This is a genomic window from Vibrio spartinae, assembly GCF_024347135.1.
In the GTDB taxonomy this organism is placed as follows: domain Bacteria; phylum Pseudomonadota; class Gammaproteobacteria; order Enterobacterales; family Vibrionaceae; genus Vibrio; species Vibrio spartinae.
Genome location: NZ_AP024907.1, coordinates 3,498,041 through 3,510,071, shown reverse-complemented (window position 1 = coordinate 3,510,071; position 12,031 = coordinate 3,498,041). Strand labels below are relative to the sequence as shown.

General features: G+C 47.2%; 6 protein-coding genes, 2 tRNA genes and 2 rRNA genes. All 10 read left to right on the top strand.

Annotation, left to right across the window (positions count from 1 at the left end; translation table 11 throughout):
* The first annotated feature begins 15 nt into the window (after positions 1-15).
* The 10 genes from dusA (at position 16) to OCU60_RS15705 (ending at position 11,956) form a co-directional block, all read left to right on the top strand.
* Positions 16-996 carry a tRNA dihydrouridine(20/20a) synthase DusA gene (gene dusA, locus OCU60_RS15750; protein ID WP_074375038.1) on the top strand — a complete coding sequence of 327 codons (981 nt, stop codon included), beginning with the start codon at positions 16-18 and terminating at the stop codon, positions 994-996.
* A 156-nt stretch (positions 997-1,152) separates the two neighbouring features.
* A complete protein-coding gene (locus OCU60_RS15745) occupies positions 1,153-1,353 on the top strand; it encodes an envelope stress response protein PspG (protein ID WP_228448917.1) in 201 nt (66 codons plus the stop codon).
* Between the two features lie 135 nt (positions 1,354-1,488).
* A complete protein-coding gene (locus OCU60_RS15740) occupies positions 1,489-1,725 on the top strand; it encodes a hypothetical protein (protein WP_074375044.1) in 237 nt (78 codons plus the stop codon).
* 83 nt (positions 1,726-1,808) lie between these two features.
* On the top strand, positions 1,809-3,662 hold the full coding sequence (locus OCU60_RS15735) for an assimilatory sulfite reductase (NADPH) flavoprotein subunit (protein WP_083602775.1): 1,854 nt from the start codon (positions 1,809-1,811) through the stop codon (positions 3,660-3,662).
* The gene (gene cysI, locus OCU60_RS15730; protein ID WP_074375041.1) at positions 3,662-5,395 is read left to right on the top strand and encodes an assimilatory sulfite reductase (NADPH) hemoprotein subunit; all 1,734 of its coding nucleotides are present in this window, start codon (positions 3,662-3,664) and stop codon (positions 5,393-5,395) included. The genes OCU60_RS15735 and cysI overlap by 1 nt, the downstream gene beginning before the upstream one ends.
* Entirely contained in the window at positions 5,388-6,164 is a 777-nt protein-coding gene (locus OCU60_RS15725; protein WP_074375042.1) for a phosphoadenylyl-sulfate reductase, read from the top strand. The genes cysI and OCU60_RS15725 overlap by 8 nt, the downstream gene beginning before the upstream one ends.
* A 618-nt stretch (positions 6,165-6,782) precedes the next feature.
* Positions 6,783-8,324, top strand: a 16S ribosomal RNA gene (locus OCU60_RS15720).
* Positions 8,325-8,385: 61 nt separating this feature from the next.
* Positions 8,386-8,462 (top strand) — tRNA-Ile (locus OCU60_RS15715).
* Between the two features lie 91 nt (positions 8,463-8,553).
* Positions 8,554-8,629: transfer RNA gene (locus tag OCU60_RS15710), tRNA-Ala, on the top strand.
* 436 nt (positions 8,630-9,065) lie between these two features.
* Positions 9,066-11,956: ribosomal RNA gene (locus OCU60_RS15705) — 23S ribosomal RNA — on the top strand.
* Together the 16S and 23S rRNA genes with 2 tRNA genes alongside form the textbook arrangement of a ribosomal RNA operon.
* Positions 11,957-12,031 lie beyond the last annotated feature (75 nt).

Sequence of the window (12,031 nt, the reverse complement as noted above, 5' to 3'; positions counted from 1 at the left end):
AGTGAGATTTTAACTATGTATCCTACTTGCCGCTTTTCTGTCGCCCCCATGTTGGACTGGACGGACCGTCATTGTCGCTATTTCCATCGGTTGCTGACTTCGCAGGCGCTGTTGTATACCGAGATGGTAACGACTGGGGCGATCATCCATGGGAAAGGTGACTTTCTCGCTTACAATGATGAGGAACATCCGGTTGCGTTGCAACTGGGAGGCTCAAATCCACAGGATCTGGCAACGTGTGCTAAATTGGCTGCGGAACGTGGCTATGATGAGATTAATCTTAACGTTGGTTGTCCGTCTGACCGAGTCCAGAATGGCCGGTTTGGTGCGTGTTTGATGGCTGAGCCTCAGTTGGTTGCTGATTGTGTTGCGGCGATGAAAGCTGAAGTCGATATTCCGGTGACGGTGAAGACAAGAATCGGAATTGATGAGCAGGATTCTTATCCATTTCTGACGGATTTTATCACGATCGTTGCTGAACAAGGTGGCTGCGAGCAGTTTACCATCCATGCACGTAAAGCTTGGTTGAATGGCCTGAGCCCGAAAGAGAACCGAGAGATTCCCCCATTAGACTATCCCAGAGCTTATCAGTTGAAACGGGATTTTCCTCATTTGCAGATTGCCGTAAATGGTGGTATCAAAAGCCTTGAAGAAACCAAAGCCCATCTTGAACAACTCGATGGTGTGATGATTGGTCGTGAAGCATATCAGAGTCCATATCTACTGGCAGACGTGGATCAACAGATCTTTGGGCTAGAGACGCCCGTGAAGAAGCGCTCACAAGTTGTCGAGGAAATGTATCCGTATATTGAGTCACAATTATCGAAAGGTGCTTATCTCGGACATATCTCTCGTCATATGCTCGGATTGTTTCAGAATATGCCCGGAGCCCGACAATGGCGTCGCTATATTAGTGAGAATGCGCATAAGAAAGGCGCGGGAATCGAAGTGATTCAAACAGCGCTGTTGAAAATCCCAGAGTCTTTAAATGTGTAAATTTGACCTGAGATTCGTCAGATTGACCAATTGTCAGTGATTGATTTGACATAAGCTCACTCTGAGGCTTGAAAAATCAGTGAATTCAGGCTGTGTCGAGTTGGCCTGATTTCTGCTTACTTATGAAAAGTAAAGGTTGGAAAATAAAGGAGAATAATGATGATTGAAGTGCTGTATTTGCTGATCTTTGCAGGCGTGCTATTTTTTACTGGTGTGACGATGTTTGGGATTATGTTGTCGCTTGGTCTGTCATTCTTGTTTGTTTTGGCGTTTGGTATGTTCGCCATGTTGATTAAGATGCTGCCTTGGTTACTCGTGATTATGTTTGGTATTTGGTTATTTAAGAAATATGCATAATTATTATTTCTTTTAGTTATTGATTGCTGGTTTTATATTTTATTTTTATATATTTATCAGCAAAAGCTTAACTTTTCGACCATCATCTTCCATGATGAAATGAGCGTGTTGGTGATCAACATGGAGGAACAAGAGATGACGCTTGAAGAATTGAGAGCCCTGTATCGGGAAAACCTTCTGGTGGAAGCGATTGTCGAACCTTTTTCTGACAATGGAATGTGGATTGTTGAATTCAGACACGCGCATGGACCTTTTATTCTGTTAACAGATGAAGATGGCGAAGAGTGCCATTACACCAATTTAGATATGGCTTCTAAATCAGCAATGGATGTCGGTTTTAAACAAGTCAGGATCGAATCTCTCGAGTTATAGCCTTCCTTACTCCCAAAAGTTATAAAACATTCTCATCTATTCTTTCTTGTTATTAGTGAGCTTGGTTACTCTATCGTCATGCAATGAATAGGGAAGTCGTGACGATGTCTTCAGCCAACAATAATATTTCTAACCATAGTGGTTTATTTTCTAGCCCACTCAATGATACACAACTCAGTCAGTTGCAACACACTGTTTCACAATTGTCGCCGCAGCAATTAGCTTGGGTAAGCGGATATTTCTGGGGATTGAGTCAGTCTCAGACTGGTGAAGTTGCCGGTGCGGCGACGATGTCTCCGCTCGCTGCTGCAAAACCTGCCGATAAACTCACGATTATTTATGCTTCCCAAACCGGGAATGCAAAAGGAGTTGCTGAAGCGCTGGAACATGAGGCACAAGCACAGGGACTGCCGGTACAGATTTTTGATGCCAGTGATTACAAAGGTAAAGATCTGGCCAAGGAAACCCATGTTGTCATCGTGGCTTCAACCAACGGTGAAGGTGAAGCGCCTGATAATGCCCTTGAGTTCCACGAGTTCTTACAGTCCAAAAAAGCCCCGAAACTCCCGAATCTACACTATGGCGTGATTGGTCTGGGTGACTCAAGCTATGAATTCTTCTGCCAGACTGGTAAAGATTTTGATGCTTTCCTCGCCAAACTGGGCGCAAAACCATTTTTGGAACGGGTTGACTGTGATGTCGACTATGACGCACCAGCAGCAGAGTGGCGTCAACAAGCATTGGAGATTCTCAAAGAATCGATGTCGGAAGGTCAAGGCGAGGTTGTGCCGTTACCGATTCATTCCGCAGGTAGTGCCGTTGCCGATTATACCAAGCTGAAACCGTACACTGCGACGTTGCTGACCAATCAGAAAATTACCGGCCGTGATTCGGGTAAAGATGTCCGCCATGTTGAAATTGACCTTGAAGGATCAGGAATTACTTATCAACCGGGTGATGCGTTAGGGGTTTGGTATGAAAATGATGCCGCGTTATCCAGCCAGATTTTGAGCAGTGTCGGGTTATCTGGTGTGGAGAGTGTCGATGTTGATGGTGACAGTATTTCGATTCACAGTGCTTTAATTCATCAGTTTGAAATCACCTCATCCAACCCTCAGTTGATTACTCGGGTAGCGGAGCTATCTGAATCGACATTCTTGAAAGAACTTGTCGAAGATAAAGATAAACTGCGTGAGTATTCAGCGCATACACAGATTATTGATGTGTTAAAACAAGCCGCTGTGCAGTTATCGGCAGATGAGTTGGTCGGACTATTACGTCGTTTGACGCCTCGTCTTTATTCAATCGCATCCAGTCAAAGTGAAGTTGATGAAGAAGTTCATCTGACGGTTGGGGTGGTTGAATATGACCAAAATGGTGAAGCCCGTCAGGGAGGCGCCTCTGGATTTTTAACGCATCGTCTTGAAGAAGGCGAAAACATCAAAGTTTTCATTGAGCATAATAATAACTTCAAACTTCCTCAGGATGATGATACAGCAATCATCATGGTGGGCCCGGGAACAGGGATTGCGCCATTTAGAAGCTTTATTCAGGAAAGAGATAACCGTGGCGCTTCAGGTCAGAGTTGGTTGTTCTTCGGTGACCGGACATTCACGCAAGATTTTCTCTATCAGGTTGAATGGCAGAAATATATGAAGTCAGGTGCGCTCACTCAGATGGATGTTGCTTTTAGCCGCGATCAGGCCGGCAAAGTTTACGTTCAGCATCGCCTGCTGGAGAAAGCCGGGCAAGTTTGGGATTGGTTGCAAAGTGGGGCCTATCTCTATGTCTGTGGTGATGCAACCCAGATGGCAAAAGATGTTCACGAAGCCTTAATTACCATTGCCGAACAGCAAGGTGGTTTGGATCGGGAACAAGCTGAAGAATATGTCAACGAACTCCGTAAAGCGAAGCGTTATCAAAGGGATGTCTACTAATGAGTGCGAATCAAGAAACTAAAGACCAAGAAGTATTGGGACAAGTGCTGGGGCCATTGTCTGATAACGAGCGCCTGAAAAGAGAGAGTAATTTTTTACGTGGTACGATCACGCAAGATCTTCAGGATCCACTTACCGGTGGATTTACGGCAGATAATTTTCAGTTAATTCGTTTCCACGGGATGTATCAGCAGGATGATCGTGATATTCGGGCCGAGCGAACAAAGCAGAAGCTGGAACCGCTTCATAATGTGATGCTGCGTGCCCGGATGCCCGGTGGCATTATTCAGCCACAACAATGGCTCGCAATCGACCAGTTTGCCACGGAACATACACTATATGGCAGCATCCGTCTGACGACCCGGCAAACCTTTCAGTTTCATGGCGTGCTGAAGCCTCAAATTAAAATGATGCATCAGATGCTCAATAAAACCGGGATTGATTCGATTGCTACTGCCGGTGATGTAAACCGTAATGTGCTGTGTACATCGAACCCTGTTGAATCTGAGCTTCATCAGGAAGCTTATGAATGGGCGAAGAAGATCAGTGAGCATTTACTACCGAAAACCCGAGCTTATGCTGAAATATGGCTTGATGGCGAAAAACTGGAAACGACTGACGAAGAACCGATCCTGGGAAGTAACTATTTGCCTCGGAAGTTTAAAACAACGGTTGTTATTCCACCGCATAATGACATTGATGTTCACGCAAATGATTTAAATTTTGTGGCGATCGCTGAAGCTGGCAAATTAATTGGGTTCAATGTGCTGGTGGGGGGCGGTTTAGCGATGACGCATGGTGATACATCAACCTATCCTCGTCGTGCCGATGATTTTGGCTTCATCCCGCTGGAAAAAACACTCGACATCGCTACCGCTGTTGTCTCGACACAGAGAGACTGGGGAAATCGCTCAAACCGTAAGAACGCCAAGACTAAGTACACATTAGATCGCGTCGGTATCGATGTGTTTAAGGCTGAAGTCGAAAAAAGAGCGGGTACCCAATTTACTGAAAGCCGACCTTACGAGTTCACCAGTCGTGGCGATCGCATCGGATGGGTTGAAGGGATTGATGGCAAATTCCATCTGACCCTCTTTATTGAAAATGGTCGGTTACTGGATTATCCGGGGAAACCATTAAAGACGGGCGTTGCTGAGATCGCGAAAATCCATCAGGGAGACTTCCGGATGACCGCCAATCAAAATCTGATTGTTGCTGGTGTTACCGCGGATCAAAAAGAGCAGATAGAATTCATTGCCAAAGCGCATGGTCTGATGGATGACAGTGTGAGTGAACAGCGCAAGAACTCAATGGCGTGTGTCGCATTCCCAACATGTCCGTTAGCTATGGCTGAGGCTGAACGTTTCCTACCTGAATTTGTAACCGATGTTGAAGGCATTCTGGAAAAACATCAGTTAGGAAAAGATGAGAATATCATTTTGCGGGTAACAGGCTGTCCGAACGGATGTGGTCGAGCGATGCTCGCGGAAATTGGACTCGTCGGCAAAGCACCGGGGCGTTATAACCTGCATCTTGGTGGGAATCGCGCTGGTACGCGCGTCCCGAAAATGTACCAAGAAAATATTACTGAACAGCAAATATTAGCAGAGATCGACCAACTGGTAGAACGTTGGGCGACAGAGCGTCGTGAAGGTGAATATTTTGGTGACTTCGTGATTCGAAGTGGAATCATTGAAGAAGTCGTCGTCTCAAAGAGGGATTTCTATGCCTGATAGTGTGTTATATCAGCCACAGCTTTCTGAGTTACTCAGTATGACAAAAGTGGAGCAGTCGCTACACTTGGCTGAATTGAACGGATATCTGGAAAGTTTGTCGGCTCAAGAAAGGATCATTTGGGCATTTGAGAACTTACAAGGAACATTTGCAGTCTCTTCTAGTTTTGGGATTCAAGCTGCATTGATGTTACATATGGTTTCTCAAGTTAAAAATGATGTGCCGATTATCCTGACTGATACGGGATATATGTTTCCTGAAACATATCGGTTTATTGACCTGTTGACGGAAAAATTGAATCTGAACCTGAAAATATATCGTGCGGAACTTACGCCTGTTTGGCAGGAAGCCCGTTACGGGAAATTGTGGGAACAGGACGTTGAGGGAATTGAGAAATACAACCGACTCAATAAAGTTGAGCCGATGAGAAGAGCACTGAAAGAATTGGACGTCGGTACTTGGTTCTCTGGATTGCGTCGCGAGCAGTCGAAGTCTCGTGCTCATCTACCGGTGCTTGCAGTCCAGAATGGTGTTTTTAAATTCTTGCCAGTTATCGACTGGACGAATAAAGATGTCCATTATTATCTGAAAGAATATGATCTGCCTTATCATCCGCTATGGGATGAAGGTTATCTCTCTGTCGGTGATGTGCACACGACTCAAAAATGGAAACCGGGTATGTCAGAAGAAGAAACCCGCTTCTTTGGTTTGAAAAGAGAGTGTGGTCTTCATGAAGATGATGGCGAGTTCTATGGATCAGGTATTTAATCCTCACTGAATAAAAAAAGCTGCGATTGCAGCTTTTTTATATCCCTCTTTATATCCCTCTTTTATATTCCATCCATGTCAAAAAGGATAATTCTGTGGATAACCTGTGATTTATCGTTGAGTAAATTGGTATAAATAAGCCATTGAAGGATTATTCATCGATTAGCTGTTATTTTTACATTTTCTGTAAAAAAAGACTTGCGGATGTGAACTGGATCTCTATAATGCGCACTCGTTGACAGGCAAGGCTTCTACGGAATTTGAGCGATGTCAACAAGGTTATAAAGAACGTAGATACAATCTGAAAAAAGTGTTTGACACCAAGATTTATCTCGCTAGAATAGCCGCCTCTTCAAACAGTAAATGTCCTGAAGAGTTGCTCTTTAACAATATAGACCAATCAATCTGTGTGGGCACTCGTCGATAAATATCAAATAAGATTTTATCAATGAACCGAGTGACCAATATCAAGTTGGAAAGCAGTTTTACTGTTATCTGACGAGAGCACAGTCAATTCAGCATTACTTATGTAATGTGACTTTTTGCTTCTGCTTTTTTAAAAAGCGGAGACGAAAAGCAGTATTCATTGAGCCGACACGCAAGTGTCAAAAAAACTTTTAATTGAAGAGTTTGATCATGGCTCAGATTGAACGCTGGCGGCAGGCCTAACACATGCAAGTCGAGCGGTAACAGGAAAGAGCTTGCTCTTTTGCTGACGAGCGGCGGACGGGTGAGTAAAGCCTGGGAAATTGCCCTGATGTGGGGGATAACCATTGGAAACGATGGCTAATACCGCATGACGTCTACGGACCAAAGAGGGGGACCTTCGGGCCTCTCGCGTCAGGATATGCCCAGGTGGGATTAGCTAGTTGGTGGGGTAAGGGCTCACCAAGGCGACGATCTCTAGCTGGTCTGAGAGGATGATCAGCCACACTGGAACTGAGACACGGTCCAGACTCCTACGGGAGGCAGCAGTGGGGAATATTGCACAATGGGCGCAAGCCTGATGCAGCCATGCCGCGTGTATGAAGAAGGCCTTCGGGTTGTAAAGTACTTTCAGCAGTGAGGAAGGGGGTAGTTTTAATAGAGCTGCCTTTTGACGTTAGCTGCAGAAGAAGCACCGGCTAACTCCGTGCCAGCAGCCGCGGTAATACGGAGGGTGCGAGCGTTAATCGGAATTACTGGGCGTAAAGCGCATGCAGGTGGTCTTTTAAGTCAGATGTGAAAGCCCGGGGCTTAACCCCGGAGTTGCATTTGAAACTGGGAGGCTAGAGTACTGTAGAGGGGGGTAGAATTTCAGGTGTAGCGGTGAAATGCGTAGAGATCTGAAGGAATACCGGTGGCGAAGGCGGCCCCCTGGACAGATACTGACACTCAGATGCGAAAGCGTGGGGAGCAAACAGGATTAGATACCCTGGTAGTCCACGCCGTAAACGATGTCTACTTGGAGGTTGTTCCCTTGAGGAGTGGCTTTCGGAGCTAACGCGTTAAGTAGACCGCCTGGGGAGTACGGTCGCAAGATTAAAACTCAAATGAATTGACGGGGGCCCGCACAAGCGGTGGAGCATGTGGTTTAATTCGATGCAACGCGAAGAACCTTACCTACTCTTGACATCCAGAGAAGCCGGAAGAGATTCTGGTGTGCCTTCGGGAGCTCTGAGACAGGTGCTGCATGGCTGTCGTCAGCTCGTGTTGTGAAATGTTGGGTTAAGTCCCGCAACGAGCGCAACCCTTATCCTTGATTGCCAGCACTTCGGGTGGGAACTTCAGGGAGACTGCCGGTGATAAACCGGAGGAAGGTGGGGACGACGTCAAGTCATCATGGCCCTTACGAGTAGGGCTACACACGTGCTACAATGGCGTATACAGAGGGCAGCCAACTTGCGAAAGTGAGCGAATCCCAAAAAGTACGTCGTAGTCCGGATTGGAGTCTGCAACTCGACTCCATGAAGTCGGAATCGCTAGTAATCGTGAATCAGAATGTCACGGTGAATACGTTCCCGGGCCTTGTACACACCGCCCGTCACACCATGGGAGTGGGCTGCAAAAGAAGCAGGTAGTTTAACCTTCGGGAGGACGCTTGCCACTTTGTGGTTCATGACTGGGGTGAAGTCGTAACAAGGTAGCGCTAGGGGAACCTGGCGCTGGATCACCTCCTTACGAACAGATATTGAGATGAGTGTCCACACAGATTGATTTGGTTTATAAGCAAAGAGAGTTTGGGTCTGTAGCTCAGGTGGTTAGAGCGTTCGCCTGATAAGCGAGAGGTCGGTGGTTCAAGTCCACTCAGACCCACCAAATTTTCCTTCTTCGGCGTTACATTGTTCATCGCATAGTCAACTATGCTTGCTCACAATGTGGCTTGAATAAGAAAAATTGACTACACGATGGGGCTATAGCTCAGCTGGGAGAGCGCCTGCCTTGCACGCAGGAGGTCTGCGGTTCGATCCCGCATAGCTCCACCATCTTTAAGGGTTTTTGAAAAGAATCTTTAAAGATGGTTTTGTGAGAAACAAAATCTTTGCTCTTTAACAATTTGGAAAGCTGACAAAATAATGTGTGTTTCATTGGAAACAGACGATTATTTGTAAAAGTTCTCAATACTTTCTCGAAAGAGAAAGACCAACACAATCAAGTGTTCTTGGAAATGCACAGTTTTTCTGTGTCATTCAATTGAGTCCGGCAAAACCAAGTCACACACTCATGTATAAAATATTGTGTGACACCTAATTAGTTGATGATATCAACCCTTAGGTTTTTGCGCTGAGAATTTTTGCCTGAGACAAGGCAGCAAGAAGGATGTCGTAGGGAGCTATCGTCTGATAGTGACCAAGCAGCCTTCGACGCTAACGCCGTATTCAGGGAAAAAGGACAAGCAAAAAAGACTTCTTCGGGTTGTATGGTTAAGTAATTAAGCGTACACGGTGGATGCCTTGGCAGTCAGAGGCGATGAAGGACGTATTAACTTGCGATAAGCGTAGATGAGGTAGTAAAAACCACTTGAGTCTGCGATTTCCGAATGGGGAAACCCAGCTGCAGCAGCAGTTATCATTAGATGAATACATAGTCTAATGAGGCGAACCGGGAGAACTGAAACATCTAAGTACCCCGAGGAAAAGAAATCAACCGAGATTCCGAGAGTAGCGGCGAGCGAAATCGGAGTAGCCCTTAAGCTTTTGCAGCGTTAGGTGAAGTGTCTGGAAAGGCACGCAATAGAGGGTGATAGCCCCGTAACCGAAGGCGCTGTTTAGGTGAAAACGAGTAAGGCGGGACACGTGATATCCTGTCTGAACATGGGGGGACCATCCTCCAAGGCTAAATACTCCTGACTGACCGATAGTGAACCAGTACCGTGAGGGAAAGGCGAAAAGAACCCCTGTGAGGGGAGTGAAATAGAACCTGAAACCGTGTACGTACAAGCAGTAGGAGCCTCCTTTGTGGGGTGACTGCGTACCTTTTGTATAATGGGTCAGCGACTTATATTCAGTGGCGAGGTTAACCGATTAGGGGAGCCGTAGCGAAAGCGAGTGTTAACTGCGCGTTCAGTCGCTGGATATAGACCCGAAACCGGGTGATCTAGCCATGGGCAGGTTGAAGGTTGAGTAACATCAACTGGAGGACCGAACCGACTAATGTTGAAAAATTAGCGGATGACTTGTGGCTAGGGGTGAAAGGCCAATCAAACCCGGAGATAGCTGGTTCTCCCCGAAAGCTATTTAGGTAGCGCCTCGGACGAATACTACTGGGGGTAGAGCACTGTTAAGGCTAGGGGGTCATCCCGACTTACCAACCCTTTGCAAACTCCGAATACCAGTAAGTACTATCCGGGAGACACACGGCGGGTGCTAACGTCCGTCGTGGAGAGGGAAACAACCCAGACCGCCAGCTAAGGTCCCAAATTACAGCTAAGTGGGAAACGATGTGGGAAGGCTCAGACAGCTAGGATGTTGGCTTAGAAGCAGCCATCATTTAAAGAAAGCGTAATAGCTCACTAGTCGAGTCGGCCTGCGCGGAAGATGTAACGGGGCTAAGCTGTAAACCGAAGCTGCGGCAATGCTCGTGAGAGTATTGGGTAGGGGAGCGTTCTGTAAGCCGTTGAAGGTGGATTGTAAAGTCTGCTGGAGGTATCAGAAGTGCGAATGCTGACATGAGTAACGATAAAGGGAGTGAAAAACTCCCTCGCCGGAAGACCAAGGGTTCCTGTCCAACGTTAATCGGGGCAGGGTAAGTCGACCCCTAAGGCGAGGCCGAAAGGCGTAGTCGATGGGAAACGGGTTAATATTCCCGTACTTGTTGTGAATGCGATGGGGGGACGGAGAAGGCTAGGTGGGCCTGGCGACGGTCGTCCAGGTTCAAGTGCGTAGGCTGTAGAGTTAGGTAAATCCGGCTCTGCGTTAGGCTGAGACACGATGTCGAGCATCTACGGATGTGAAGTCATTGATGCCATGCTTCCGGGAAAAGCCTCTAAGCTTCAGTTCACAAGAAATCGTACCCCAAACCGACACAGGTGGTCGGGTAGAGAATACCAAGGCGCTTGAGAGAACTCGGGTGAAGGAACTAGGCAAAATGGTACCGTAACTTCGGGAGAAGGTACGCTCTTGACGGTGAAGTCCCTTGCGGATGGAGCTGTTGGGAGTCGCAGATACCAGGTGGCTGCAACTGTTTATTAAAAACACAGCACTGTGCAAAATCGTAAGATGACGTATACGGTGTGACGCCTGCCCGGTGCCGGAAGGTTAATTGATGGGGTTAGACTTCGGTCGAAGCTCTTGATCGAAGCCCCGGTAAACGGCGGCCGTAACTATAACGGTCCTAAGGTAGCGAAATTCCTTGTCGGGTAAGTTCCGACCTGCACGAATGGCGTAATGATGGCCACGCTGTCTCCACCCGAGACTCAGTGAAATTGAAATCGCTGTGAAGATGCAGTGTACCCGCGGCTAGACGGAAAGACCCCGTGAACCTTTACTACAGCTTGGCACTGAACATTGAACCTACATGTGTAGGATAGGTGGGAGGCTTTGAAGCGCAGTCGCTAGATTGTGTGGAGCCATCCTTGAAATACCACCCTTGTAGTTTTGATGTTCTAACTTTGGCCCGTTATCCGGGTCGAGGACAGTGCCTGGTGGGTAGTTTGACTGGGGCGGTCTCCTCCCAAAGAGTAACGGAGGAGCACGAAGGTGGGCTAAACACGGTTGGACATCGTGTGGTTAGTGCAATGGCATAAGCCCGCTTAACTGCGAGAATGACAATTCGAGCAGGTGCGAAAGCAGGTCATAGTGATCCGGTGGTTCTGAATGGAAGGGCCATCGCTCAACGGATAAAAGGTACTCCGGGGATAACAGGCTGATACCGCCCAAGAGTTCATATCGACGGCGGTGTTTGGCACCTCGATGTCGGCTCATCACATCCTGGGGCTGAAGTCGGTCCCAAGGGTATGGCTGTTCGCCATTTAAAGTGGTACGCGAGCTGGGTTTAGAACGTCGTGAGACAGTTCGGTCCCTATCTGCCGTGGGCGTTGGAGAATTGAAAGGGGCTGCTCCTAGTACGAGAGGACCGGAGTGGACGAACCACTGGTGTTCGGGTTGTGATGCCAATCGCATTGCCCGGTAGCTAAGTTCGGGATCGATAACCGCTGAAAGCATCTAAGCGGGAAGCGAGCCTTGAGATGAGTTCTCCCTGGCGCTTAAAGCGTCCTGAAGGGTTGTTCGAGACTAGAACGTTGATAGGCAGGGTGTGTAAGCGCTGTGAGGCGTTGAGCTAACCTGTACTAATTGCCCGTGAGACTTAACCATACAACACCGAAGGGGTTTTAGGACTCTTAGAGACTTGATTGTGTACGAGAATCAGCTTTTCGAATTGAAGAAATT

Coding starts and splice junctions, on each gene's coding strand:
- dusA (WP_074375038.1), top strand. CDS start 16: ATGTATCCTACTTGCCGCTTTTCTGTCGCCCCCATGTTGGACTGGACG.
- OCU60_RS15735 (WP_083602775.1), top strand. CDS start 1,809: ATGAATAGGGAAGTCGTGACGATGTCTTCAGCCAACAATAATATTTCT.
- OCU60_RS15725 (WP_074375042.1), top strand. CDS start 5,388: ATGCCTGATAGTGTGTTATATCAGCCACAGCTTTCTGAGTTACTCAGT.
- cysI (WP_074375041.1), top strand. CDS start 3,662: ATGAGTGCGAATCAAGAAACTAAAGACCAAGAAGTATTGGGACAAGTG.
- OCU60_RS15745 (WP_228448917.1), top strand. CDS start 1,153: ATGATGATTGAAGTGCTGTATTTGCTGATCTTTGCAGGCGTGCTATTT.
- OCU60_RS15740 (WP_074375044.1), top strand. CDS start 1,489: ATGACGCTTGAAGAATTGAGAGCCCTGTATCGGGAAAACCTTCTGGTG.